The organism is Kitasatospora sp. NPDC051853, from assembly GCF_044452665.1.
GTDB lineage: Bacteria > Actinomycetota > Actinomycetes > Streptomycetales > Streptomycetaceae > Kitasatospora.
On the sequence record NZ_JBITBY010000002.1, the window covers coordinates 630,166 to 654,632 of the forward strand.

21 protein-coding genes are annotated in these 24,467 nt (G+C 72.3%); 5 read left to right on the forward strand and 16 right to left on the reverse strand.

The annotated features are described in order from the left end of the window. Nucleotides 1–49: 49 nt before the first annotated feature. The gene (locus ACIA8O_RS07515) at nt 50–577 is read left to right on the forward strand and encodes an AAA family ATPase (protein WP_396292619.1); all 528 of its coding nucleotides are present in this window, start codon (nt 50–52) and stop codon (nt 575–577) included. A 7-nt stretch (nt 578–584) separates the two neighbouring features. Here ACIA8O_RS07515 and ACIA8O_RS07520 read toward each other — a convergent pair whose 3' ends face one another. The 5 genes from ACIA8O_RS07520 to ACIA8O_RS07540 all read right to left on the reverse strand — a co-directional run bounded on the left by ACIA8O_RS07520 (nt 585) and on the right by ACIA8O_RS07540 (nt 4,731). Next, nucleotides 585–1,853, reverse strand: coding sequence for an ATP-binding protein (locus tag ACIA8O_RS07520; protein WP_396292620.1), 1,269 nt, complete (start codon nt 1,851–1,853; stop codon nt 585–587). Then, entirely contained in the window at nt 1,850–2,503 is a 654-nt protein-coding gene (locus ACIA8O_RS07525; protein ID WP_396292949.1) for a response regulator, read from the reverse strand. Before ACIA8O_RS07525 ends, ACIA8O_RS07520 begins: the two co-directional genes overlap by 4 nt. 101 nt (nt 2,504–2,604) lie before the next feature. Further along, nucleotides 2,605–3,375, reverse strand: coding sequence for a hypothetical protein (locus tag ACIA8O_RS07530; protein ID WP_396292621.1), 771 nt, complete (start codon nt 3,373–3,375; stop codon nt 2,605–2,607). A gap of 123 nt (nt 3,376–3,498) precedes the next feature. Next, a complete protein-coding gene (locus ACIA8O_RS07535; RefSeq protein WP_396292622.1) occupies nt 3,499–4,314 on the reverse strand; it encodes a class F sortase in 816 nt (271 codons plus the stop codon). A gap of 3 nt (nt 4,315–4,317) precedes the next feature. After that, a complete protein-coding gene (locus tag ACIA8O_RS07540) occupies nt 4,318–4,731 on the reverse strand; it encodes a sortase-dependent protein (RefSeq protein ID WP_396292623.1) in 414 nt (137 codons plus the stop codon). A gap of 238 nt (nt 4,732–4,969) precedes the next feature. Here ACIA8O_RS07540 and ACIA8O_RS07545 point away from each other — a divergent pair, with 238 nt between their 5' ends. After that, nucleotides 4,970–5,335 carry a hypothetical protein gene (locus ACIA8O_RS07545; RefSeq protein ID WP_396292624.1) on the forward strand — a complete coding sequence of 122 codons (366 nt, stop codon included), beginning with the start codon at nt 4,970–4,972 and terminating at the stop codon, nt 5,333–5,335. A 71-nt stretch (nt 5,336–5,406) separates the two neighbouring features. Here ACIA8O_RS07545 and ACIA8O_RS07550 read toward each other — a convergent pair whose 3' ends face one another. Both ACIA8O_RS07550 and ACIA8O_RS07555 read right to left on the reverse strand, forming a co-directional pair. Further along, entirely contained in the window at nt 5,407–6,240 is an 834-nt protein-coding gene (locus ACIA8O_RS07550; protein ID WP_396292625.1) for a serine protease, read from the reverse strand. Nucleotides 6,241–6,342: 102 nt separating this feature from the next. Further along, nucleotides 6,343–8,196: a ricin-type beta-trefoil lectin domain protein gene (locus ACIA8O_RS07555; RefSeq protein WP_396292626.1), complete on the reverse strand. Its 1,854-nt coding sequence runs from the start codon at nt 8,194–8,196 to the stop codon at nt 6,343–6,345. Nucleotides 8,197–8,445: 249 nt separating this feature from the next. Here ACIA8O_RS07555 and ACIA8O_RS07560 point away from each other — a divergent pair, with 249 nt between their 5' ends. After that, a complete protein-coding gene (locus ACIA8O_RS07560; protein WP_396292627.1) occupies nt 8,446–9,840 on the forward strand; it encodes an RICIN domain-containing protein in 1,395 nt (464 codons plus the stop codon). A gap of 20 nt (nt 9,841–9,860) precedes the next feature. Then, complete coding sequence (locus ACIA8O_RS07565) at nt 9,861–11,039, forward strand: alginate lyase family protein (protein ID WP_396292628.1); 1,179 nt, start codon at nt 9,861–9,863, stop codon at nt 11,037–11,039. Between the two features lie 58 nt (nt 11,040–11,097). On the opposite strand, the gene gcl is transcribed toward ACIA8O_RS07565, so the two are convergent. The 9 genes from gcl to ACIA8O_RS07610 form a co-directional block, all read right to left on the reverse strand. Beyond that, on the reverse strand, nt 11,098–12,885 hold the full coding sequence (gcl, locus tag ACIA8O_RS07570; protein ID WP_396292629.1) for a glyoxylate carboligase: 1,788 nt from the start codon (nt 12,883–12,885) through the stop codon (nt 11,098–11,100). 200 nt (nt 12,886–13,085) lie between these two features. Further along, nucleotides 13,086–15,086, reverse strand: a complete 2,001-nt coding sequence (locus ACIA8O_RS07575; protein ID WP_396292630.1) for an FAD-dependent oxidoreductase — start codon at nt 15,084–15,086, stop codon at nt 13,086–13,088. A gap of 261 nt (nt 15,087–15,347) precedes the next feature. Further along, nucleotides 15,348–16,766 carry an APC family permease gene (locus ACIA8O_RS07580; RefSeq protein WP_396292631.1) on the reverse strand — a complete coding sequence of 473 codons (1,419 nt, stop codon included), beginning with the start codon at nt 16,764–16,766 and terminating at the stop codon, nt 15,348–15,350. A 464-nt stretch (nt 16,767–17,230) separates the two neighbouring features. Further along, complete coding sequence (locus ACIA8O_RS07585) at nt 17,231–18,202, reverse strand: TolB family protein (protein ID WP_396292632.1); 972 nt, start codon at nt 18,200–18,202, stop codon at nt 17,231–17,233. Then, a complete protein-coding gene (locus ACIA8O_RS07590; RefSeq protein WP_396292950.1) occupies nt 18,199–19,494 on the reverse strand; it encodes an MFS transporter in 1,296 nt (431 codons plus the stop codon). Before ACIA8O_RS07590 ends, ACIA8O_RS07585 begins: the two co-directional genes overlap by 4 nt. A gap of 2 nt (nt 19,495–19,496) precedes the next feature. Beyond that, nucleotides 19,497–20,867 (reverse strand): discoidin domain-containing protein, encoded by a 1,371-nt coding sequence (locus ACIA8O_RS07595; protein WP_396292633.1) that lies wholly within the window; start codon nt 20,865–20,867, stop codon nt 19,497–19,499. A gap of 449 nt (nt 20,868–21,316) precedes the next feature. Beyond that, the gene (locus ACIA8O_RS07600; RefSeq protein ID WP_396292634.1) at nt 21,317–21,988 is read right to left on the reverse strand and encodes a DUF5701 family protein; all 672 of its coding nucleotides are present in this window, start codon (nt 21,986–21,988) and stop codon (nt 21,317–21,319) included. A 222-nt stretch (nt 21,989–22,210) separates the two neighbouring features. Beyond that, nucleotides 22,211–22,939, reverse strand: coding sequence for a hypothetical protein (locus tag ACIA8O_RS07605; RefSeq protein WP_396292635.1), 729 nt, complete (start codon nt 22,937–22,939; stop codon nt 22,211–22,213). Nucleotides 22,940–23,052: 113 nt separating this feature from the next. Further along, on the reverse strand, nt 23,053–23,685 hold the full coding sequence (locus tag ACIA8O_RS07610; protein ID WP_396292636.1) for an RNA polymerase sigma factor: 633 nt from the start codon (nt 23,683–23,685) through the stop codon (nt 23,053–23,055). 125 nt (nt 23,686–23,810) lie between these two features. On the opposite strand from ACIA8O_RS07610, the gene ACIA8O_RS07615 reads away from it, so the two are divergent. Further along, a complete protein-coding gene (locus tag ACIA8O_RS07615; RefSeq protein WP_396292637.1) occupies nt 23,811–24,449 on the forward strand; it encodes a hypothetical protein in 639 nt (212 codons plus the stop codon). Nucleotides 24,450–24,467: the final 18 nt, after the last annotated feature.

Genomic DNA, 24,467 nt, shown 5'->3' on the forward strand with positions numbered 1-24,467 from the left:
GTCCTTCGAAAAGGCCTCCGCCCCGGACTCCCCGGGCTAGCTTGGGGCCATGATCGTATGGCTGAACGGAACGCACGGGGCCGGCAAGAGCACCACCGCCCCGCTGGTGCAGGAACTGGTGCCGAACTCGCGGGTGTTCGACGCCGAGAAGGTCGGCGAGACGTTGATGGACATCTCCCCCGGCCTGCCCGCGACCGACAACTTCCAGCACTGGCCGCCGTGGCGGCCGCTGGTGGTGGAGACCGCGCGGCGGGTGCTGGAGTACACCGGAGGCACGCTGGTGGTGCCGATGACCGTGCTGGTGGAGCAGTACTGGCGGGAGATCAGCGCGGGGCTGGCCGAACACTCCATCCCGGTACGGCACTTCGTGCTGCACGCCGACCAGGACACCCTGCGTGCCCGGATCGAGAACGACCGCGTCCTCGGCCCCGGCCCGTCCCCGTTCCGCCTGCGCCACCTGGAGCCGTACGCCGAAGCGGCCGCGGGCTGGCTGCACGCCGAGGCCGAAGTGGTCGACACGACGCAGCTGACGCCCCTCCACGCCGCCCGCCGGATCGCCTACGCGGTCACGAACTGATCCCCCCTCAGTCCTCGCCCTCCGCCAACGGCAGCCGCAGCTCCGCGAAGGCACCGCCCTCCGGGTGGTTGGCCAGCGTCAGCGCGATGCCGAGGGCCTCGGCGTGGCCCTGGGCGATGGTGAGGCCCAGGCCGTGGCCGTGGCCGCGTTCGCGGGCGCCGGTGCGGAAGCGCTGCGGCCCCTCGGTGAGGATGTCCTCCGGGTAGCCCGGGCCGTGGTCGCGGACGGTCAGGACCGGGCCGTCGACCCGGACCAGGACGGGGGCCCGGCCGTGGCGGTGGGCGTTGGCCACCAGGTTGGAGAGCACCCGGTCGAGCCGGCGGACGTCGGTGGTGACCAGCGCGTCGGCGTCGATCCGCAGTTCGGTGGGGGCGGTCGCGGCCGCCACCACCCGGGCCGCCACCGGGCCGAGCTGAACGGCCGTCAGCTCCGGCCGGTCGGCCCCCGCGTCCAGCCGGGAGACCTCCAGCAGGTCCTCCGTCAGGCTGCGCAGCACCCGCACCCGGTCCTGCACCAACTCCGTCGGCCGCCCCGGCGGCAGCAGCTCGGCCGCCGTGAGCAGCCCGGTCAGCGGGGTCCGCAGCTCGTGCGCGACGTCGGCGGTGAAGCGCTGCTCGTTGGCCAGCTTGCTGCTGAGCACGCCCGCCATCGAGTCGACCGCAGAGGCCAGTTCGGCCACCTCGTCCCGGGGGCCGCCGATCGGTCCGATCCGGGCCGTCAGGTCGCCCTTGGCGATGGTGCGGGCGGTGCGGGCGGCGGTGCGCAGCCGTCCGCTGATCCGGTCGGCGGCGAAGACCCCGGCCAGCACGGTGACGGCCACCGAGAGCGCGGCCGAGACCTGGATGGAGCGGTCGAGCTGGGCGATCGCCCGCTCGTCGTCGGCGTAGTCGATCCGCACGGAGACCACCTGCGCGGCGTCGGCCCCGGCCCCGCTCCCGGAGCCCGAACCGGTGCCCGCACCGCCGATCGGCGCGGCCGCCCACATCACGGTGCCGGTCGGCCCCGGGCCGAGCAGCGAACCGCGCCGTCCGTGCTCGGCCAGCCGTCGCAGCTCCTCCGGGAGGGCCGGGTCGGCGGTGGTGGCGCCCCAGGCCGAGCCGAGTTCGCCGCCGCGCGCGTAGCCGTCGATCACCGACTCCAGCGCGTTCTCGGCGGCCTTCCTGGCCTGCCCGGTGTGCTGGGCGACGGAGGCCCGGTGGACCAGCAGGCCGACCGTGATGGCGACCAGGACGGAGACCAGGGCGACGGTCGCGGCGATCTGGCCGCGGAGGTTCACCCGGACCGCCGCAGCTTGTAGCCGAAGCCCCGGATGGTCTCGATCCGGCCCGCGCCGATCTTGGCGCGCAGCCGCTGCACGTGCACGTCGACCACCCGGCTGTCGGCATCCCAGGAGTAGTCCCAGACCCGCTCCAGCAGGGTCTGGCGTTCCAGCACCACGCCCGGCGCGGCGGTGAACTCCAGCAGCAGCCGCAACTCGGTCGGGGTGAGCGGCACCTGACGCCCCGCCACCCGGACCTCCATCGCCTCGGTGTCCAGCTCCAGGTCGTCGATCACCCGCACCGCGCGCGACGGCCCGGGCTCGGGCGGCGGCCCGGCGGCGGGCGGCGGCTCGGTGACCGCCCTGGTGCGGCGCAGCACGGTGCGGATCCGGGCCACCAGGACGGCGCTCTCGAAGGGCTTGGTGATGTAGTCGTCGGCGCCCGCCTCCAGGCCGGAGATGACGTCGATCGGCTCGGTTCGGGCCGACATCATCAGGATCGGCAGCTGGCTCTCCTCGCGGATGCGCCGGCACAGGCCGACCCCGTCGAGCAGCGGCAGCATCACGTCGAGCAGCAGCAGGTCCGGCCGCCGTGCGCGGAAGCGCTCCAGGCCGTCCAGCCCGTCCACCGCGGTGTCCACCGGGAAGCCGTAGCGCTCCAGCGCCATCCGGGTGGCCTCGCGGATCACCTCGTCGTCCTCCACCAGCAGGATGCGCGGGGCCGCGGGGGCGGTGTCTGGCACGGTGGTGCTCCGGGGGCTGGGGCCGCTCACGCGGCCGGCTTGGACGGGACGGGGACGGGGAGCGTCGGCTTGGGGGCCGGCTTCTGCGGGGCCGGGGTGGGCGACATCGAGACCTTCGGTTCGGGGTGGACCTCGACCTTGGCCGGGGGCAGCGCGGTCGGTTCGCAGTACGCGCCGTCGGCTCCGGGGCCGGTGATCTGACGGTCCTCCACCACCAGCCGGTCCTGCTCCCAGGCGTAGGTGGTCCTGGTGCGGTCGGGTTCGTGCACCACGAGCTTGGGCCCGACGGTCTCGGCCGTGAAGCCGCTCTCCACCTGCTGGGCCAGCACCGGGTAGAGCCGGGCGCCGCGCAGCTCGTAGACGTGCAGGTAGGAGGAGCCCGAGCTGAACACCACGGCGGTGAGCAGCTCCGGCCGGCCGTCCCCGTTCAGGTCGCGGTACTGGGCGGGGCGGACGCCGCAGCCCTGACAGCCCGTCAGTGCCTTGGTCTCCTCCGGCCGCAGTCCGGGGTCCTTGGCCACCAGCGCGGGCACGTCGACGGAGTGGACGTCCTCGTTCACCGCCGTGATCCCCGGCACCGGGGTGAGCGGCGGGCGCGAGCCGGAGGCCGACGGGGAGGGCTCGGCGGAGCTCTGCTCGGCGGGCCAGAGCGGCTCGGAGACCGGGTGCAGCGCCACCGGCCGGGCCGGGCCGGCGTCGTGCAGCTGCCCGGCACCGCCGCAGCCGGAGAGCACGGCGGCCACCGCGAACAGCAGGACGCCCCGGACCGGGGCGGTACGGCGGGACCTTCTGCTCACGGTGCGGGACGCCTTCCGGTGGGGCTGGTCGGGTGGTCAGGTGATCGGTGGTCCAGTCTGCCTGACGGAGCGTCCGCACCGTCCGCCCTCCGGGGGACGGGACGGGCGGACGGTGCGGACGGGTCAGGCCTGGAGGTCGGCGAGCACGATGATGTTGTCCTTGTAGTGCCCGTCGCCGCCCAGTGCGCCGCCGCAGGTGATCAGCCTGAGCTGCGCGGTGTCGGTGTTCCCGTAGACCAGCTCGGTCGGGAACCCGTCCTTGGGGTACTGCTTCAGCTCGCGCACCCGGAACGCGACCGTGCTGCCGTCCTCCCGGCGCAGCTCGATCCGGTCGCCCGGGGCGAGCTGCGGCAGCCGGTGGAAGACCGCCGGGCCCTTGCGGGTGTCCAGGTGGCCGAGCAGCACGGCCGGGCCGGTCTGGCCGGGGGCCGGGCCGTTGCGGTACCAGCCGACCTGCTCGGGCCGGTCCATCGGCGGGACCTCCACCGTGCCGTCCGGGTTGAGGCCGGTCGCCCCGACGGGCGCGTCCACCCCGATCCGGGGGATGACCAGCCTGTTGGGCGGGGCCGCGGTGGTCTGGGCCGCGCCGTTCTGACGCTTCGTCGACGGGGTGCCGGACTGCGCCGCTCCCCCGGCCGACTGCCCTGCCGACTGCCCGGCGGCCTGCCCGGACTGGGCCGACTGGCCGGACTGCACCGACTGCCCGGCGGCCGCGATCCGCACTGGTGGCCGCTCGGCCGAACAGCCACCGATCAGGACGGCCCCGGTGCCCAGCGCGAGGACCCCCGCCACCGCGGCCGGTGCCCAGCGCGGGCGACGGCGGCGGTGCCGCCGCTGCCGGATCACGTCGGCCCGGACCTCCTGCGGCTCCGCCGCGTGGGCGGGCGTCCCCGGGCCGTGCGCCGGGCCGCGCGCCGCCCGGCGTGATCCGGCGGTCATGCCTTAGCCCCGGGCGCCGGCACGGCGGCGCAGCACCGCGAAGCCGATGCCGGCCGCACCGGCGGCGGCCAGGCCGGAGCCGAGCACCAGGGTGGTGGTGGAGTCCTTGGTCTCGCCCTCACCGGTCTGGGCACCGCCCTTGGGGACCACCTTGACCTGCGGGCTGCCGCCGTCCTTGCCGGCCGGCACGCTCGGGGTGGCGGTGGGCTTCTCCACGGCCGGGGCCGGGGAGCTCGGGACCGGGGTGGGCTTCGCGGCCGGGGAGGACGGGGAGGCCGAGGGGGCCGCGGAGATCTGCGGCGACGGCGTGCTGCCGTCGGCGTGGGCGGCAGCGCCGGAGAGGGCCACCGCACCGGCGACGCCTGCGGAGACCAGGGCGAAGCGCAGCGCGCGGCGGATGTTCGTGGTGCCTGCCATGAGAGTTCCTCTCGATTGCTCGCCACCCCCGGCCGGGTGGCCGGGAGTTGGTACGGCAGACGTTAGGAACCGCACCTCACGGTGGTCGGCCGGTCGTGTAACAGCCACCGCGAGGCTCTGTAACAGTCCTCGGGCGCGCCCCGGCCGCGGTCGTCTTCCGTCCGGCGGCCCCGGCGGCTACTCTCCGGTAACAGTCGCGGTGCCCGCCCGGCACCGCCCGCCCGGCCCGGGAGGCCACGTGTCGTCCACGCGTTCCGCCAAGCTGCTGAGCGGCCTGCTGCTCGGGGCCGGAGTCGCCCACTTCGTGGTCCCGCGTCAGTTCGACGCCATCGTGCCGCGCTCGCTGCCGGGCGGCCCCCGGCTCTGGACGCACGTCAGCGGGGTGGCCGAGCTGGCCGTCGGCGCGGCGGTGGCACTGCCCCGGACCAGGCGTGCGGGGGCACTGGCCGCGGCCGGGCTGTTCGTCGCCGTGCTCCCGGCCAACGTCAAGATGGCCTACGACTGGCGGCACCGCCCGGCCGCGCTGCGGGGTGCCGCGCTGGCCCGGGTGCCCGCACAACTGCCGCTGGTGCTCTGGGCGTTGCGGGTGCGGCGGAACGCCTGACGGCGTGGCCCCGGGCAGCGGGGCCACGCCGTCGGCAGGGGCGGGGCGGAAGGGGTCGCGGGGCGGAAGGGTCAGGGCTTGGGCAGGGCGCAGCCCGCGAGCGAGAGGTTGAGCACGTTGCCCGGGCCGAAGCAGCCGGGGATCTGGTAGGTCTGCTGGGCGTAGTTGATGCCCTTGCGGACCGTCACCTTGCCGCTCTGGTCCACCTCGCAGGGGTTGTTCACGGTGCAGCTCTCACCGCTCTCGTTGCCGGTGTTGTTCACCGCGACCACCTGGCCGGTGTTGACGTCCACCACCGGGGAGCCGGAGGTGCCGCCGATGGTGTTGCAGCTGGAGGTGTAGCGGACCGAGTCCTTGAAGGTCCAACTCCCCTCCTTCAGGCGGTAGACGAAGCCGTCGATGTTGCAGGAGTAGATCCGCTTCCAGTACCCGGAGACCACCTTGATCGCGGTGCCCGCGGTCGGGTGGCTCGCCGAGACGGTGAGCGGGCTGATGTTGTACGAGCTCTTGATGGCGGCGTAGCTGGTGTTCAGCTGGTAGATCGACACGTCGGTGTCGGTCATGGTGCCGTAGACCATCTTGTTGGCGCGCAGCGTGGCGACCTTGGTGCCGGCCGAGTTGAGCAGCGAGAAGGTCCGGCTGGAGGCGCGGTTCACCAGCACCTGGCCGGCGCTCGGCATGCCGGTGTCCAGGCAGTGGCCGTTGGAGAGGATCAGAGCGGGGTCGCTCGCCTGGGAGTTGGGCAGGCGCACCAGCGAGCCGGAACAGTTGCTGAGCGCCACGGTGCCCGCGAAGTCCACCGCGGCGAGCGGGGCGGAGGGGGCGGCCGAGGCGGGGGTGGCGGCCAGGACCGGAGCACCGGCGAGCACGAGCGCGCAGGCGGCGCCGAGGAGCGGCTTCTTCATGAGAACTGCCTCTCGAGTGTGGGGGTGGGACCAACCTGGCGTGCACATGACCGAAAGTCAAGAGCACGGTGTCACTTGGAAGTTGGCCCCACCCACCCCGGCTCAGGCCGGCAGCGTCCAGCGTTGGTTGGCCCCCGCGAAGCAGGTCCACAGCTGGGTGGGCGTGCCGTTGGCGGAGGTGTTGCCGGTCACGTCCAGGCACTTGCCGAGGGCCCGCAGGGTGCCGTCGGCGCCCGGGGTCCAGCGCTGGGCGTCCGAGCCGTTGCAGTCCCAGAGCTGCACCTTGGTGCCGTCGGTGCTCGAAGCCCCGTTCACGTCCAGGCACTTGCCCAGCGCCTTGACCGTGCCGTCGGTGGCGACCGTCCAGCTCTGGGCGGCGGTGCCGTTGCAGTCGTAGAGCTGCACGGCCGTCCCGTTGGCCGTGCCGGCCGCCGCCACGTCCAGGCACTTCCCGGCCAGACCGGTCACCTGGCCGGTCCGCCCGCCGTTGCCGCCCGGTGTACCGGCCCAGGTGAAGGTGGCCGAGGTCTTCGCCGGGAGCTGGTAACCGAAGCTCTGGCCGCCCCAGTTGACCCGGACGGTCTGCGCGGTGCCGCTGTCGTTGTACGCGATCAGCGCCTTGGAGCCGTCGGGGTTGCGCCACGCCACGTTCGGCACGGCCGAGTTGGCGGTGGAGGCGATCCGGTACGCGCCCGGCTTCACGAACTTGGTCAGGTGGCCCATGGTGTAGTACTCCACCGTGTAGTCCACCTGCCCGGCCTGCGAGCCGCCGTTCTGCACCGTGACCAGCCCGGTGCAGGTGCCGCAGCCGCCGAAGTGCGGGCCGCCGTTCTGGTCCACCGCGAGGCTCCACTTGACCACCGACTTACCCCAGTTGCGGGTGTAGTCGATGATGTTGCGCATGTCCTCGCGCTGCTGGTCGGCGATCCAGGTGCCGCCGGAGTGCTCGGTGCCGAAGGCGTCCACACCCGGGTACTGGTCGTGCACCGCGGTCTGGGTGGCGACGTCGCCGCCGTAGCCGTGCCAGGCGATGCCACCGAAGTTGGGGTGGCTGCGGATCGCCGGATCGTCCACCACGGGTGCGCCGTAGCCCGCGTACTGGTCCCAGTTCCAGTCCAGCGCCAGCACCTTGCTGCCCAGCCCGGCCCCGGCCAGGGCGGGCAGCAGGTTGTTCTTGGTGAAGTAGGCGAGGCCGGAGCCGTTCCAGCTCATCGAGGGGTAACCGCCGCAGCAGGTCGGCTCGTTCTGCACGGTGAGGTAGTCCACCGGCACGCCCTGGGCCTGGTACGCCTGCACGTACTTCACGAAGTACTGGGCGTAGGCGCCGTAGTACTCCGCCTTCAGCCAGCCGCCGTTCAGCGAGCCGCTGTCCTTCATCCAGGCGGGCGCGGTCCACGGGCTGGCCATGGTGGTCAGCGCGGGGTTGAGCTGCTTGGCCTGCTTCGTCAGCGGCAGCACGTCCACCAGGTCGTGGGAGATCGAGAAGTTCGCCAGCGAGGGGTCGGTCTGCCCGGCCGGGCGGTCGTCGTAGGTGTAGCCGTAGCGGGCCAGGTCGGAGGCGCCCATCGGGTTGCGGATCATCGAGAGCCCGATGCCCTCGGTGGGCGAGAACAGCTTGCGCATGGTGGCGTCCCGGGTGGCCGCCGAGACTCCGCTGCTGTTCAGCAGCCAGGCTGCGGTGTCGGTGAACGAGGCACCGCCGCCAGTGAATTGCTGGTAGCGGACCGACTCGTCCACGGTGACCTGCTGGCCACCCCCGGAGCCCGCCGCGAAGGCGGTGGCGGCCTGCGGCTGCAGGCCGCGGGTGACGTGGCGGCCGCCCGCGTCGTCGGTGGTGGTGAGCCAGACCGAGACGGCCTCTCCGGCGGCGGAGGCGGTGGGGGCGGCGGCCAGCAGACCGCCGGCCGCGAGGGCGCCGGCGAGCAGGGCCGCGGCGGTGCGACTGGTTCGGAGCATGGGGGACTCCTCGGGGGTGGGGGGATGGCCGCAGATTCAACTCCTGTACGCAGCAGGGCGTCAAGGCCTAGACCAATGCCTGATTTACCGTCAACTCGTGAATGGGACGAGCGGCGCAGGTCAAGCGGACTCTTCGGCTTCCGATCTGTTGCCTTTCCTTCCAGACCTCTTGACGCTCCGTGGCCCACTCCAGTTGACTCCGTGCTGCTCTCCGGAGAGCGCTCCCCCACACGTCCCCTGGAGTCCCCCATGCTTCGTCGCGCCCTCGTCGCGGGAGCGGTGCTGGCCACCGCCCTCGGCGCCCTGCCCGGCACCGCCCACGCCGCCGCCAACCCCGGCCCCGGCTTCCCCGCCCAGTACGCCGCCCCCTACGTGGAGACCTGGAAGTCGCCCAACGCCCTGGCCGACGCCCGCAACGCCACCGGGCTGAAGTACTTCACCCTGGCCTTCGTGATCAGCGACGGCAGCTGCAACGCCACCTTCAACGGCAACACCCCGATCGGGGACGCCGGTTGGACCTCCGCGGTGAACTCGCTGCGGGCCGCGGGCGGCGACGTGATCGCCTCCTTCGGCGGCGCCGCCGGCACCGAGCTCGGCCAGGCCTGCAGCTCCGTCAGCTCGCTCAAGGCCCAGTACAAGCGGGTGGTGGACACCCTCAACCTCACCAAGATCGACCTCGACATCGAGGGCGGCGCGCTCAACGACACCACCGCCAACGACCGCCGCAACCAGGCGCTGGCCCAGCTCCAGCAGGAGTACGCGGCGGCCGGCCGCAGCCTCGCCGTGCACTACACCCTGCCGGTCAACCCGACCGGCCTGGAGGGCAATTCGCTCAGCCTGCTGAACAACGCCAAGAGCCGCGGGCTGAACGTCGGCGTGGTCAACATCATGACCATGGACTACGGCCCGGCGATGGACATGGGCAAGGCCGCCACCGACGCCGCCACCGCGCTGCACGGCCAGCTCGGCTCGATCTGGACCGGCAAGACCTCCCAGCAGCTCTGGGCCATGGAGGGCAACACCCCGATGATCGGGGTCAACGACACCCAGGCCGAGGTCTTCACCACCGCCAACGCCACCACCCTCACCGACTTCGCCAAGGCCCGCGGCATCCAGCTGCTCGCCTTCTGGGCCCTCGGCCGGGACAAGGCCTGCGCCAGCAACGGCGCCCTGTCGGACTCCTGCAGCGGCACCTCGCAGAGCCCCTACCAGTTCGCCCGCACCTTCAACGGCGTGACGGGCGGCGGGAGTTCGCCGCGCCCGACCGGCCGGATCACCGGCTACGGCGGCAAGTGCGTGGACGTCGCGGCGGCGGCCACCGCCAACGGCACCGCGATCCAGCTCTACGACTGCAACGGCACCGCCGCCCAGGACTGGACGGTGGCCGCCGACGGCTCCCTCCAGGCCCTCGGCAAGTGCCTGGACGTCACCTCCGCCGGCACCGCCAACGGCACCAAGGTCCAGCTCTGGGACTGCAACGGCAGCGGCGCCCAGAAGTGGCAGCCCGGCTCCGGCTCCACCCTGGTCAACCCGGCCTCCGGCCGCTGCCTGGATGCCACCGGCCCCAGCTCCGCCAACGGCACCCGGCTGCAGATCTGGGACTGCTTCGGCGCCGCCAACCAGCAGTGGCAGCTCCCCGCCTGACGCACCGAGAGGACCCCGTCATGCTCCGTCGCGCCCTCGCCGGGGCGGCCGTGCTCGCCACCGCCCTCGGCCTGCTCCCCGCCGCCTCCACCGCCGCGCACGCCGCCCCCGCCACCTTCACCCACCCCGGAGTCCTGGTCTCCGCCGGGCAGTTGGACTTCGTCCGGGCCAAGGTCCAGGCCGGGGCCCAGCCCTGGAAGGCGGCCTACGACCAGCTGCACGCCTCCAAGTACGCCTCGCTGAGCCGCACGCCCAAGCCGCGCGCGGTGGTCGAGTGCGGCTCCTACTCCAACCCCAACTACGGCTGCACCGACGAGCGGGAGGACGCCATCGCGGCGTACACCCTCGCCCTGGAGTGGTACCTCACCCGGGACGCCCGCTACGCCGAGAAGGCGATCCAGCTGATGGACGCCTGGTCGGGGACCCTCACCGACCACACCAACAGCAACGCCCCGTTGCAGGCCGCCTGGTCCGCCTCGGTCTGGCCCCGGGCCGCCGAGATCATCCGCTACACCTACGGCAAGTGGGCGCCCGACCGCGTCACCCGCTTCGCCACCATGCTGCGCACCGTCTACCTCCCCGAGGTCGCGAACGGCTCGCGCTCCAACGGGAACTGGGAGCTCAGCATGGTCGAGGCCGCGATCGGCATCGCGGTCTTCCTGAACGACCGCACCGCCTACGACAAGGCCGTCGCCCTGTACCGCAACCGCGTCCCCGCCTACGTCTACCTCACCACCGACGGTCCGCTCCCCCGCACCGTCCCCGGCAGCGGCCTGGACACCCGGGACGAGATCGTCGGCTACTGGCAGGGCCAGTCCACCTTCGTGGACGGCCTCACCCAGGAGACCTGCCGCGACCTCACCCACACCGGCTACGGCCTCTCGGCGATCTCCCACGTCGCCGAGACCTCCCGCATCCAGGGCCAGGACCTCTACCCCGAGGTCGCCGACCGCCTGCGGCACGCCCTGGGCTTCCAGTCCAAGTACCAACTGGGCACCGCCGTCCCGTCCTGGCTCTGCGGCGGCACCCTGGAGCAGTCCCTCGGCCCGGTCACCGAGGTCGGCTACAACGCCCTGCACGACCGCCTCGGCTACGGCATGACCAACACCCAACTGCTGACCGAACGTCAGCGCCCGGCCGGCACCAACAACCTCTTCACCGCCTGGGAGACCCTCACCCACGCCGGCAACCCGGCTTGAGGAACGCCGGTGCCCGGCACCGTAGTGGGCGGTGCCGGGCATCGGGCTGTTCCGTGGATCAGACCTGGAGGGCCTTGATCGCGGTCGGGGCGTGGCCGGGCTCGGTGGCGAGCTCCTCGAACTCGGTGACGTCCGACATGTCGACGGTCTTGCTCATCGAGATGTTGGTGACCCGCTCCAGGATGGCCTCGACGACGACCGGGACGCGGTACTCGGCGGCCAGCTTCTTGGCCTCCTCGAAGGCGGCGCCCAGCTCGTTCGGGTCGGTGACCCGGATCGCCTTGACGCCCAGGCCCTCGGCGACCTTGACGTGGTCGACGCCGTAGACGCCGAGCTCGGGGGCGTTGATGTTCTCGAACTCCAGGTTGACCTGGAAGTTGATGTCCAGGTTGACCTGGGCCTGGCGGATCAGGCCGAGGTAGGCGTTGTTCACCAGGACGTGGACGTAGGGGACCTTGTGCTGGGCGGCGACCGCCAGCTCCTCGATCATGAACTGGAAGTCGTAGTCGCCGGAGAGCGCGACGATCGGGGTCTCCGGGTCGGCGACCGCGGCGCCGATCGCGGCCGGGATGGTCCAGCCGAGCGGGCCGGCCTGGCCGCAGTTGATCCAGTTCCGCTTGTTGTAGACGTGCAGGAACTGGGCGGCGGCGATCTGCGAGAGGCCGATGGTGGTGACGTAGCGGGTCTCCGGGCCGAAGGCCTTGTTCATCTCCTCGTAGACGCGCTGCGGCTTGATCGGCACGTTGTCGAAGTGGGTGCGGCGCTGCAGGGTGGCCTTGCGCTCCTGCGCGGAGGCGGCCCAGGCGGTGAAGTCGGGCAGCTTGCCCTCCGCCTTCAGCTCCTTGGCGACCTCGATGAACAGCTCCAACGCGGCCTTGGCGTCGGAGACGACACCGTAGTCCGGCGGGAAGATCCGGCCGATCTGGGTCGGCTCGATGTCGACGTGGACGAACTTGCGGTCGCCGCGGTAGGCGTCCAGGTTGTAGCCGGTGTGGCGGTTGGCCCAGCGGTTGCCGATGCCGAGGACGAAGTCCGACTCCAGGAAGGTCGCGTTGCCGTAGCGGTGCGAGGTCTGGACGCCGACCATGCCGGCGGCGAGCTCGTGGTCGTCCGGGATGGTGCCCCAGCCCATCAGGGTGGAGATGACCGGAACGCCCGTCAGCTCGGCGAACTCGACCAGCAGCTCGGTGGCGTCGGCGTTGATGACGCCGCCGCCCGCGACGATCAGCGGGCGCTCGGAGGCCAGCAGGAAGGAGATGGCCTTCTCGATCTGGGCCCGCGAGGCGGCCGGCTTGTAGACCGGCAGCGGCTGGTAGGTCGCCGGGTCGAACTCGATCTCGGTCAGCTGGACGTCGATCGGCAGGTCGATCAGGACCGGGCCCGGACGGCCGGAGCGCATCAGGTGGAAGGCCTGCTGGAAGACGCCGGGGACCTGGGCCGCCTCCAGGACGGTGGTGGCCGCCTTGGTGACCGGCTTGGCGATCGAGGCGATGTCGACCGCCTGGAAGTCCTCCTTGTGCAGCTTGGAGACCGGCGCCTGGCCGGTGATGCACAGGATCGGGATGGAGTCCGCGATGGCCGAGTAGAGCCCGGTGATCATGTCGGTGCCGGCCGGGCCGGAGGTGCCGATGCAGACGCCGATGTTCCCGGCCTTGGCGCGGGTGTAGCCCTCGGCCATGTGCGAGGCGCCCTCGACGTGGCGGGCCAGCGTGTGGCCGATGCCACCGACCTGCTTCAGCGCCCGGTAGAAGGGGTTGATCGCGGCGCCCGGCACGCCGAACGCGACCTCGACGCCCTCGAGCTTGAGGATCTCAACTGCGGCTGCGGCGGCTGTCATACGAGGCATCGGTTCACTCCTGCGTCCGTCGGGCTCCAGCAACTTCCACGATGCGGAAGCATTGTTCTGGGATACGAAAGACAAGCTAGGGCGGCTTCAACAAAACGTCAAGAGTGGGTCCGAAGGACGAACCGCACCCGGGCATGCGAAAGGCCCCCGGGGGCATCCCGGGGGCCTTCGGATCAGCTGTCGGTACGGGCCGGAGCGGCCTAGAGGGCGGCGGCCAGCCTGGTGCCCTGGTCGATCGCGCGCTTGGCGTCCAGCTCGGCGGCCACGTCCGCGCCGCCGATCAGGTGCACCGAGGCACCGCCGGCCACCAGCGCGTCGTGCAGCTCGCGGCGCGGCTCCTGCCCGGCGCAGAGCACCACGGTGTCCACCGCGAGCACCCGCTCCTCGCCGTCCACCACCAGGTGCAGGCCCTCGTCGTCGATCTTCCGGTACTCGGCGCCGGAGACGGTGACCACGCCCCGCTTGGCGATCTCCTGCCGGTGGATCCAGCCGGTGGTCTTGCCCAGGCCCGCGCCGACCTTGCCGGCCTTGCGCTGGATCAGGTGCACCTGACGGGGCGGCAGCTCCTTCTCGGGGGCGCGCAGCCCGCCGCGCTCCCGGTGCTCGGTGTCGATGCCCCAGCTGGCGTAGAAGTCGGCCCCCGAGTCCGTCAGGTACTCGGCCACGTCGAAGCCGATGCCGCCCGCGCCGATGACCGCCACCCGCTCGCCGACCGCGGCGCCGCCGCGCAGCACGTCCAGGTAGCCGAGCACGCTGGGGTGGTCCACGCCGGGGATGTCGGGCGTGCGCGGGGTGACGCCGGTGGCCAGCACCACCTCGTCGTAGCCCTCGGCGAGCAGTTGCTCGGCGCTCGCCAACTCGCCCAGTCGCAGCTCGACCTGACGCTCCGCCAGCTGGTGGCGGTAGTACCGCAGGGTCTCGTCGAACTCCTGCTTGCCGGGCACCTGCCGGGCCACGTTGAGCTGGCCGCCGATCTTGTCGTCCGCGTCGTACAGGGTGACGGCGTGGCCGCGCTCGGCGGCCGCGACCGCGAAGCCGAGCCCGGCCGGGCCGGCCCCGACCACGCCGATCCGCTTCTTCCGCTGGGTCGGGCCGAGCACCAGCTCGGTCTCGTGGCAGGCCCGCGGGTTGACCAGGCAGGAGGTGATCCGGCCGCTGAAGGTGTGGTCCAGGCAGGCCTGGTTGCAGCCGATGCAGGTGTTGATCGCCTCCGGCGCCCCGGCCGCGGCCTTGGCCACGAACTCCGGATCGGCCAGCAGCGGGCGGGCCAGCGAGACCAGGTCGGCGTGCCCGTCGGCGAGCAGCTGCTCGGCCAGCTCGGGGGTGTTGATCCGGTTGCTGGTCACCAGCGGGACGGAGACCTCGCCCATCAGCTGCTTGGTCACCCAGGCCCAGGCGCCGCGCGGCACCGAGGTGGCGATGGTCGGGATGCGGGCCTCGTGCCAGCCGATGCCGGTGTTGATGATGGTGGCCCCGGCCGCCTCGACGGCCTTGGCCAGCTGCACCACCTCGGGCAGCGTGGAGCCGCCGGGGACCAGGTCCAGCATGGAGAGCCGGTAGATCAGGATGAACTCCGGCCCGACCCGCTCGCGCACCCGTCGCACGATCTCCACCGGGAAGCGCATCCGGTTCTCGTACGAGCCGCCCCAGCGGTCCTCGCGGTGGTTGGTGTGGGAGGCGATGAACTCGTTGATCAGGTAGCCCTCGGACCCCATGATCTCCACGCCGTCGTACCCGGCCGACTGCGCCAGGGCCGCCGCGTCCGCGAAGTCCTCGATGGTCCGCTCGACCTCCTCGTCGGTGAGCGCACGGGGCGGGAAGGGGCTGATCGGGGCCTGCACGGCGCTCGGCGCGACCAGGGCGGGGTGGTAGGCGTAGCGGCCGAAGTGCAGCAGCTGGAGGGCGATCCGGCCGCCGGCCCCGTGCACCGCCTCGGTGATCACGCGGTGCTCGGCGGCCTCCTCGGCGGTGGTCAGCTTGGCCCCGCCGTCCCAGGGGCGGCCGGCCTCGTTCGGCGCGATGCCGCCGGTGACGATCAGGCCGACGCCGGCCCGGGCCCGGGTGGCGTAGAACTCGGCCATCCGCTCGAAGCCGTGCTCGGCCTCCTCCAGGCCGACGTGCATCGAGCCCATGATCACCCGGTTCGGGAGGGTGGTGAAGCCCAGGTCCAACGGGCGCAGCAGGTGCGGGTACGAGGTCATGCCAGCACGGTAGGGGCGGGGCACCGGCTATGCAACTAGTTGCACATGGAGCATGGCGCACATCACTCGGGGCGCGTGGGTGCGGGCGTTCGCCCTACCACCCGACAAGCAGCTGATCCAACGTCACCCTGATGGCCCGTTTCCGCGGGTGCCCGTTCTGGTGACACTCAAGGGGATGGGTTGAAGGGTGGCAGGGCGCACGAAGCAGCGGGGCGGACCGTCCGGTGGACGGCCCGCCCCGCTGTCGTGTCCGACGGGGTGTCAGGCGTTCTGGAGCTCCTGCTCGTCCTCGGGCAGGGTGATCACCCAGCGGGTGTCCTGCCGGGGGCGCAGGTAGCCCACCCAGTAGAGGGCGGCGGCGACGGTGATGCCGCCGGTCCAGAGCAGCGCCTCCACGTCGAGCTGGGTCAGCACGTAGCCGAGGACCAGGATCAGGATCACCGGCAGCGCGGGCCAGAGCGGCTGGCGCCAGGCCGGGACGTGCTTGTGCTGCCCCTTGCGGGCGAACAGCGCGGCCACCGCGACCAGCAGGTAGAGCGCGGCGACGGCGACACCGGTGATGTTGGTGAGCAGGTCCTGCGGGACGAAGCAGAGCACGGCGCCGGGGATGCCGACCGCCAGGGTGGAGATCCACGGGGCGCTGAAGCGGTTGAGGGTGCCGAAGGCGTCGTTCACCGGCTGCGGCCAGGCGCGGTCACGGCCGGAGGCGAAGAGCACCCGGGAGTTCTGGATGACCATCACGATGCCGGCGTTGACGATGGCCAGCGCGATGCAGAGGCTGACGAAGGTGCCGACCGAGGAGCCGGCCCAGCCCTCCACCAGGGCGGAGACGTTGCCCTCGCTCAGCGCCGCCAGGTCGGGGGCGCCCACGGTGATGGCGACGACCGGCACCAGGATGATCACGGCGGAGAGGCCGAGGGTCCACAGCACGGTGCGGGCCACGTTGCGGCGCGGGTTCTCCAGCTCCTCGGAGAGGTAGATGGCGGTGGAGAAGCCCTGGGTGACGAACAGCGCGGTGCCCATCGCGGCCAGGATGAGGGAGAGGCCGACCGGGCTGGTGGCGCCGTCGGTGATCACCTGACCGTGGGTCAGGCTGGAGACGCCGCGCTCGCTGTTGGAGAAGCCGAGGAAGGAGACCACCGCACAGGCGATCACCTCCAGCACCAGGAAGATGCCGGTCAGCCAGGCGTTGGCGCGCAGGTCGAGCAGGCCGGCCACGGTGGCCGCGATCATCACGGCGGCGCCCGCCACGGCGGGGTTGATGTGGATGATCGGTTCGAGGTAGTCGGCGGTGCCCATCGCGATCAGCGAGGGCACGATCATCACCACGATCAGCGACTGGATGAAGACCAGCCAACCCGCGAAGCGGCCCGCCAGGGTGCCGACCATCGCGTACTCGCCGCCCGCGCTCGGGATCAGGGTGCCGAGCTCGGAGTAGCAGAACGCCACCGCGATGCAGAGCAGGGTGCCGATGCCGATCGCCAGCGCGGTGTAGGTGCCGAGCGAGCTGAAGAGGTCCGGCACGATCACGAAGAGCGAGGACGCCGGGGTCACGCAGGAGAGCGTGAGCAGCGTGCCACCGACCACACCGAGCGACCTGGCCAGCTTCTTGGGGGCGGCGGAGGTCCGATCGGCGGCCACCGCCGTGGCGGCGGAGGGCGGGTCGAGGATGTCGGTCATGGCGGCTTCCGATCGGCTCGGCGCTGGGGGACGCGCTTCGTGGGTGGTGCTGGTGCGGGAGCGGTTATCTCCTCCAGGCAGGTCTGCCGGTGTTTCGTGGTTTCGGTCGCTCCCGGCGGCCATGGAAGCGGGCGGAAGGGGCCCAGTCAACGACGGAAGTGCTGCGGAATCCGTTGCCACCAGGCCTTCCACCCGGCACGCATTCTGCGAAGACCTCCACCCCACCCCTGCCGATCGAAGGAGTGTGACCGGCCCCACATTCTCCTGCTGCGCCCACGCGCTCAGTTGACCTTGGAATCAACACCCCTGGCACCACCCAGGGCAAAGAGTGCCCCAAGGAGCGGACTCCCCCGGCCGCGACGATAACCGCAGCCGGGGTGGGGGAATTGATCCATAACATTTCGGCCACCCCGGCCGCGGTCTCAGCACTCGGCCGAATCGGCCGTCCTCCCAGGTCAGCGCGGTCAGCGCGGTACGGCCGCCACCGTCACCGGCGAGGAGGCCCCCGGGACCAGCAGGCGCGGCTCGCCGCTCCCGTCCGCCGACACCGCCCAGACGTCGCTGCCCTTGCCGTCCTTGCCCGGCAGCGCGTACCCGACCGTCGCCCCGTCCAGCCAGGCCGCCTGGTCGTCCACGCTGCGCGACTCCGCCAGCGCGTGCTCCTTCATCCCGGCCAGCTCCAGCACGTACAGCCGCCAGGGCGCGGCCGGGTCCGCGGACACCTTCTTCTTGAAGGCGATCCGGGTGCCGTCCGGCGAGAGCGAGGGGCACTCGACGTTCTCCCGCAGCGTCCGCGCCGACCAGGCGTGCAGGTCGCCCTCGACCAGGTGGGTCTTCCCGGCGGAGGAGACGGTGGCGTAGAAGCGGTTGTCGTCGGCCGCGAAGTTGACGCCCCAGTAGTTGACGTCGGCCGCGTGGTAGCGGACGCCGTCCACGGTCAGCGGGATCGACTCGACCGACTTGATCAGGTAGCCGGTGCGCAGGTCCAGGACCGAGGTCCGGGTGGAGAAGCCACTGGCGGCGTACGAGTCCCCGACCGCGAACGAGGTCCAGGACAGCACCTGCCCGGAGGGCGAGACCCGGGCCCGGTTCGGGATGCCGGGCACCACCACGGTCTGCAGTTCGGAGAACCGGCGGTCGTACACCACGGCCTGGGTCCGGGCCGGCACCCCGGGCATCGCCCGCAGGCAGAGCGCCCGGTCCCCCGAGGCGTAGAACCGCTCGCAGGACGGCCCGTCCGGCGCGCCGCCCTGCCGGCCGACCCGGCCGGTGGCGGTGTCGCGGTAGTAGAGACCGGCCTCGTCCAGGGTGAACGTGCTCGCGGCGGCCAGGACTTGGTGCCCGCCGTCGCGCTGGCGGGCGTGCAGCACGTACCCCAGCGAGCCGCCCAGCAGCACCAGCACGGCGACGGTCAGCACGATCAGGCGCGCCTTCATGCCCTCTCCTCCTCGTTCTCGCTCCGCTCCCCGTCCCCGTGCCCCTCGGTCCCCCGGAGGTCGGGCAGGATCCGCCAGGCGGCCGCCACCGCGGCGGCCAGCAGCACCGCCGCCACGGCCAGCGCCGGACGCGGCCCCCACCACGTCCAGGCCGCACCGAACCCGGCCGCACCGCAGAGCCGGGCCAGCGCCTGGCCGGTCTGCAGCACCGCGAGCCCGCCGGCCCGGCCCTCCCTCGGCAGCACCGGCCCGGCCAGCGCCATCAGCACGCCGTCGGTGGTGGCGTAGAAGACGCCGAGCAGCACCAGGGTCAGCACGACGGTCGGCCACCCCATCGGCAGCAGCAGCACCAGGTACGCGGCCAGCAGGGCACCGTGGCCGTAGAGCAGCGGGGCCCGGCGGCCGATCCGGTCCGCCAGGCGGCCGGCCGGGACGGCCAGCAGCAGGTAGCCCGCCGCCGCACCGAGCGGCAGCAGCGGGAAGAGCGCGGGGGTGAGGTCCAGGCCGCGCTGGAGCAGCAGGTAGAGGAAGGAGTCGCCGATGGTCGCGGCCCCGAGCAGCGCGGCCGCGCAGACCACCCGCCGGAAGGCCGGGTCGGCAAGTACCTTCGTTCTCACAGCTGTTCGGGGCTTCGGCACGGGCAGCGCCTCCGGCACCCCGGCCGGCACGAACAGCACCAGCAGCAGCACCCCGAGCAGCCCGGTGGCGAAGCTCACCACGAAGACCGCGTCGTAGGCGTCCGCCGTCACCCAGAGCACCGCGAAGGCGACCAGCGGCCCGAGCAGCGCCCCCGTGGTGTCCATCGCCCGGTGCACCCCGAAGGCCCGGCCGAGCGCCTGGGGCGGTGTGCTGAGGGTGATCAGCGCGTCCCGGGGCGCGGTGCGAACTCCCTTGCCCAGCCGGTCCGTCGCGATCGCGGCGGCGATCCCGCCGGCCGCCCCGCCGGCCAGCAGCAGCCCCAGCCGGGAGAGCGCCGAGAGCAGGTAGCCGGCCCCGGCGACGGCCTTGTGCCGCCCGCCGCCCTGGCCGCCCCGGTCCGCGAGGCGGCCGCCGAGCAGCCGCACCAGCGCCGTGGCACCGTTGAACAGGCCGTCCAGGAAACCGAATTGGAGGGGCGAGAGGCCGAGCCCCAACACCAGGTAGAGCGGCAGCACGGCGGTGACCATCTCCGAGGAGACGTCCGTGACCAGGCTGACCGCCCCGAGCGCGACGACCGTGCCGGGGACGCGCAGCCCCACCCCGGCGGGGCGGGGCTGCGCGTCCGTACGCCGGCCGGTGGTGGCCAGGTACATCATCAGTGGCAGCTGTACTTCGGGCTGCTGTCCTTGACCTGGCCGTCCGTCCCGACGTAGCTCCAGCCGTAGCCGGAGTCGGTGAAGTCCAGCTTCAGCACGCCGTAGTCGCCGCTGATCCGCTTCTGGCTGTTCGGCTGGATCTGCTCGATCGGGTACGGCTCGGCGCCGCCCATCCCGCCGACGATCTCCACGATGCCGTCCGCCACCGCCTTGCCGTCCGGGTCCTGCGGGGCGAAGCGCTCGTAGTGGTGGTCGTGGCCGTTCAGGACCAGGTCGGCCTTGGCGGCGTAGAGGATCTTCCACACCGGCTTGGAGACCGGGTCGTTGCCGTGGCCGCCCGAGGAGTACAGCGGGTGGTGCCAGTAGGCGGCGATGCACTTCTTGCTGTTGGCCGCCAGGTCGGCCTTCAGCCAGTCGATCTGGGCGCTCTGGTCGAAGGCGTTGGAGTCCAGCGCCAGGAAGTGCCAGTTGCCCTCGTCGAAGCTGTAGTAGCTCTTGCCCTGCGGGTAGGCGATGGCACCGAAGTACGACTTGTAACCGGAGAGCGAGCCGGCCGGGTCGTAGGTCTCGTGGTTGCCGGGCACCGGGCGGGTCTTCGCCTTGAAGGCGCCCCAGGTCTTGTCGTAGTAGTTCTTGAAGTCCTGCAACCGGGCGTCGTCGTACTGGTTGTCACCCATCGTCAGGTAGAACTTCGGGTTGATCTGCTGCGCCAGCTTGGCGGTCTTCGGGTGCGCGCAGCTGCTGTCCGAAGCGGTGCACTGCGCGGCGATGTCACCCGCCGCCACCACCGTGAACGCCCCGGCCGGCTGGCTGGTGGACGGGCTCGGCGACGGGGTCGGGGTCGGGGTCGGCGTGGTGCCGCCGTCCGGGGTCCCGTACACCTCCATCTCGTACAGCGAGTACCCGTAGCTCGTGCCGCGCGCCGTCCCGTACATCCGGACGTAACGGCCCTTGCCGGACAGCCCCGTCCAGTCGTCGGTACCGCCGTTGCCGGCCGTCTCCGTCGCGACGGTGGTCCAGGTGGACCCGTCCGCCGAGACCTCCAGCCGGTACGCCTTCGCGTACGCGGCCTCCCAACTCAGCTTCACCCGCGAGACGTTGGAGCTCGCCCCGAGGTCCACCCGCAGCCACTGCGGGTCCTTGCCCTCCTCACTCGCCCACCGGCTCGACGTGCTTCCGTCGAACGCCTTCCCCGCCACGTACGAGGACCCCTCGACCGAGGACGCCGTCGCCGCCTTCCCCTTGGAGATCACCGGATCGGCCGCCGCTCCGGCACTCCCCGGCAATCCGAACAGCAGTCCGCCGAGCAGCGCCGACACCGCGGCGAACACCCCGACGTGAACAGGCCTTACCGAGCCACCCAGACTCATCGCTGGACTCCCTGACCTTCGGAAACGTAGGAGAGCTGGTCCACCGGCCCCCGTGTCGTGGGCCGGAAAGCGGCTACCGCACACACACCACCGCAGCGGCCGGGTCAGAGCTCTCCCACTGAGCACGTCACGCCCCGTCGGTCACGGACGCCGCGCCAAGCCGCCGTTCGGCAGAGTAGTAGAAAGGAAACTTTCCTACCAGTACCCGGGCAGCACGTTGCGGGTGCACTTTCTGACACTCCGTCACTGCCCTCCGAGCCCTGGCGCACCCCCGTCCCACCGCTCCACGGCAAGTGGCCGCCGCCGAGTCCTACGACCGGACAGCAGCCACCTCGCCCGGCATGTCGGCGCCGGCCCGGCCCGCGAGCTCACCGATCACCCGATCGGCCCCAACTCTCCTCTGCCGAAACGCCCTTGACCACGTACGCCGACAGCGCGGCCGGGCCGACTCAGCCGGCGGCGTGACCGGCACTGCGGCCGGTGGTCGAACCGAAGCCCAGCCAGGTGTGCCGGTTGCCCCACCAGCACCAGCCCACCTTCGGCGCGTCACGCCGCTCGCGGCCGTCCCGGCCGGTCCCGTTGCTGATCCAGATCGCCGGCGTACGGGCGTCGAAGGTGCCCTTCGGCTTGCGCAGGCGCGAACCGATCGTCATGAAGCACCGGTTGCGCTCCAGCACCTCCGGCTGCTGGAGCAGCCAGTGGATGCCCTCGCTCAGCACCAGCGGGCTGCGGTCCTCCGCCGCGAGGGCCGGAAGCGCCTCCTCGGGGCTCCAGTTGGCCAGGTGGTCCCCCCGGTCCGGGGCGGCCACCAGGTAGAGCGGCCCCTCCGGCAGCTCCACCCCCGTCGGCGCGAACTCGTCCACGTCCGTCATGTCGACCACGACGAAGCCCGGCTTCCCCTCGTTCCGCAGCAACGGCGCGAGCACCGAGGCGGGGGCCCGGTCCGGGTGGACGGCGAGCAGCGCCTCCCCCTCCGCGGCCCCGGCCTTCTCGGCGAACGTCCTGATCTCCTCCGCGGACAACCCCGCGAGGTCGTGCACCCCGAGCTCGATCAGGCGCTCCGCCTGGTCCGGCAGCGAGGGAAGTGCGGTCACGGCATAACGGGTCGACAGGTCGGGCAAGACACTCCTCGGTACACGGTGCGAACCAGCTGACGGGGTACCCAACGGAGCACCGCCCCGCCCTGTTCCCGATCCCCGGGAAAATCTCCCGCCTCACCTGCGGCCGCACCTTCCCCACGCCTCAACTCGCCACCCGGGCCTGACCCTTCCTCCTCTGACCACCGCCCCCGGGCGCCCGCACAGGTGCCACCCCACCCCGGCGCGGGGTGGCACCTGCTCCGTTCAGCTCGCCTGCATGTCCGAGCGCGGCACGGTGCGGGTGGTGCCGTCGGCGAGGGTGAGGGTCGCGGTGTCGACGGAGCCGCCGCGGTTGTTGTCCGCACCGGGCCACCAGGCCGTCCAGCGGCCGTTCTCCACGGTGACCTCGAAGGTGCGGCCCTGGGCCGTCATGGTGACCGCCTTGACGTCCGAACCGACGAAGCCAGCAGCGTAGTTGAAGATCTGGTCGCCGTCGCCGTGGGAGCCACCCGTGTCGTAGGCGATGGCGTTCGGCGTGAGGGCCGGCACCTGGCCGACCGCCTCCCAGAAGCCGCCCACACCGTCCGGGGCAACGTAGCAGAGCCCGACCGTGCTGCCCCGGGTGACGACCATGGACGTCACCTTGCCCCGGAGGTCGGCGTTGCTGACCTTGTCGGCCCCGCCCGGCCCCTCCATCGCGTCCAGGCACCACTTCAGCGTCTTGGCGCCCTGCCCCTTGCTGGTGTCCACCTGGGTCGGCTTGGCGGTCCAACTGACGATCTCGGCCGAGCCCAGCGGGCCCCCGCTGCCGTTGCCCTCGCTGTTCACCTTGTCGAGGAACGACACCCCGACCACGGCCGTGCCGAGGGCGACGGCACCGGCGAGGGTGAACGCCAGCCTGCGGCGCATGCGCGGCTGGGTCCGGACCGGCTTCGCGGCAGGGGTGGCAGAGGTGGCCCGGTCGGCCGAGTTGTCGAGGTCGATCTTGCTCATCAAGAGCTCCCGATGCAGAGCGTGACGTCCTGGCGGGAGGTCACGCTCGGCCGGCGCGGGCAGTCGCCCGAGCAGCTCCGCGCGCTCTACCGGCTCCGGCCGCTGGTCGGCGTTCACTGGTGTGCCTCCTTGGTGGACAGGCCCGCGGTCGCGGTCCCACTCTTCATCTGGTGCCGGGCGTAAGGGAGTTCCAACTTTTTTCGCTGCCCCTTCCGAGCCGCCGCCTCCGTGAACCGCTGCAGCTTCGCCCGCGCCCGCGACAACCGCGACCGCACCGTCCCCACCGGCACCCCCAACGCCTCCGCCGCCTCCTGGTACTCCAGCCCCGCCCACACGCACAGCGACAGCACCTCCCGCTCCGGCCGCCGCAACCGCCCCAACGCCTCCTGCACCGCCCCGATCAGCACCGCGTCGTCCAGCCGCCCCGCCGCCTCCTCCGCGAAGTCCGGCACCCCCTCCGGCACCGGCGGCAACTGCGCCAGCACCTCCCGGTGCCGCCGCGCCGCCCGCCGCTGGTTGCTCACCAGATTGGTGGCGATCCCCAACAGCCACGGCCGCAGCGAACCCCCCTCCTCACTCACCTTCCCGTGCTGCCGCCAGGCCTCCAGGAAGGTCAGCGACATCACGTCCTCCGCCGCCGACCAGTCCCCGGTCAGCCGGTACGCGTGGTTGTACACCGCACGCGCATACACGTCGAAGAGCCGCCCGAACGCGTCCCGGTCACCGGCCCGCACCCGCGCTCGCATCTCAGGATCCGAATAGTCCACGTCATCCCTCTGGTACGCCGGCCGCCCGGGTTCCCGTGACCCCCGTCACAGCCGCCGGGAAAAACGGATCGTCACCCACCTGGCCCGGCGGCGAGGATGACGGGATGTCGAAGACCCGGCGGACCGACCCGGCCGCGATCCTACGGAAGCTGACCCGCGCGGCCCTGACCGGACACCTGGTCCGCCTGCACCGCACCATCGACGGCACCGACCCCGTCGAGGGCTTCGTCCTCGGTGCCGCCCCCGGCTGGACCCTGCTGGCCGAGTGCCGGGACCTCCGGCTCGACGGCTTCACGGCCCTCCGGACCACGGACCTCGCCCGGGTCCGCAAGCGCGGCGGCCCGGACTCCCTGACGGTCCGTGCCCTCCGTCGGCACGGCCGGTGGCCGGTGGCCGTCCCGCCGATGGCCCTCGACGACCTCCCCACCCTGCTGGCCGACGCCCACCAGCTGCACGGCCTGCTCTCCGTGCACCTGGAGCGGGAGACGACCGAGGCACTCTGGATCGGAGCGGTGACCCGCGTCGGCCGCAAGAACCTCCACCTCCACCAGATCGACCCCGAGGCCCGCTGGCACGACCACCCGTCGAAGTTCCCCCTCGCCGAGATCACCCGGGTCACCTTCGGCAGCCACTACGAGCGCACCCTGGCCGAGTTCGCCGAAGCCCCACCCGGGCAGCCGGAGCTGCCGGGGCGGGGCCGGGCGGACGCCGGGTCCACCGGACGGTCGGCACCTTCGCAGTGAGCGCGGTCGGGCGGCGGT

Bases quoted from the DNA above. Each gene is read 5' to 3' on its own strand.
- ACIA8O_RS07515 (WP_396292619.1), top strand. From the start codon at position 50: ATGATCGTATGGCTGAACGGAACGCACGGGGCCGGCAAGAGCACCACC.
- ACIA8O_RS07525 (WP_396292949.1), bottom strand. From the start codon at position 2,503: ATGGCGCTGGAGCGCTACGGCTTCCCGGTGGACACCGCGGTGGACGGG.
- ACIA8O_RS07535 (WP_396292622.1), bottom strand. From the start codon at position 4,314: ATGACCGCCGGATCACGCCGGGCGGCGCGCGGCCCGGCGCACGGCCCG.
- ACIA8O_RS07540 (WP_396292623.1), bottom strand. From the start codon at position 4,731: ATGGCAGGCACCACGAACATCCGCCGCGCGCTGCGCTTCGCCCTGGTC.
- ACIA8O_RS07550 (WP_396292625.1), bottom strand. From the start codon at position 6,240: ATGAAGAAGCCGCTCCTCGGCGCCGCCTGCGCGCTCGTGCTCGCCGGT.
- ACIA8O_RS07555 (WP_396292626.1), bottom strand. From the start codon at position 8,196: ATGCTCCGAACCAGTCGCACCGCCGCGGCCCTGCTCGCCGGCGCCCTC.
- ACIA8O_RS07560 (WP_396292627.1), top strand. From the start codon at position 8,446: ATGCTTCGTCGCGCCCTCGTCGCGGGAGCGGTGCTGGCCACCGCCCTC.
- ACIA8O_RS07565 (WP_396292628.1), top strand. From the start codon at position 9,861: ATGCTCCGTCGCGCCCTCGCCGGGGCGGCCGTGCTCGCCACCGCCCTC.
- gcl (WP_396292629.1), bottom strand. From the start codon at position 12,885: ATGCCTCGTATGACAGCCGCCGCAGCCGCAGTTGAGATCCTCAAGCTC.
- ACIA8O_RS07575 (WP_396292630.1), bottom strand. From the start codon at position 15,086: ATGACCTCGTACCCGCACCTGCTGCGCCCGTTGGACCTGGGCTTCACC.
- ACIA8O_RS07580 (WP_396292631.1), bottom strand. From the start codon at position 16,766: ATGACCGACATCCTCGACCCGCCCTCCGCCGCCACGGCGGTGGCCGCC.
- ACIA8O_RS07585 (WP_396292632.1), bottom strand. From the start codon at position 18,202: ATGAAGGCGCGCCTGATCGTGCTGACCGTCGCCGTGCTGGTGCTGCTG.
- ACIA8O_RS07590 (WP_396292950.1), bottom strand. From the start codon at position 19,494: ATGTACCTGGCCACCACCGGCCGGCGTACGGACGCGCAGCCCCGCCCC.
- ACIA8O_RS07595 (WP_396292633.1), bottom strand. From the start codon at position 20,867: ATGAGTCTGGGTGGCTCGGTAAGGCCTGTTCACGTCGGGGTGTTCGCC.
- ACIA8O_RS07605 (WP_396292635.1), bottom strand. From the start codon at position 22,939: ATGAGCAAGATCGACCTCGACAACTCGGCCGACCGGGCCACCTCTGCC.
- ACIA8O_RS07610 (WP_396292636.1), bottom strand. From the start codon at position 23,685: ATGCGAGCGCGGGTGCGGGCCGGTGACCGGGACGCGTTCGGGCGGCTC.
- ACIA8O_RS07615 (WP_396292637.1), top strand. From the start codon at position 23,811: ATGTCGAAGACCCGGCGGACCGACCCGGCCGCGATCCTACGGAAGCTG.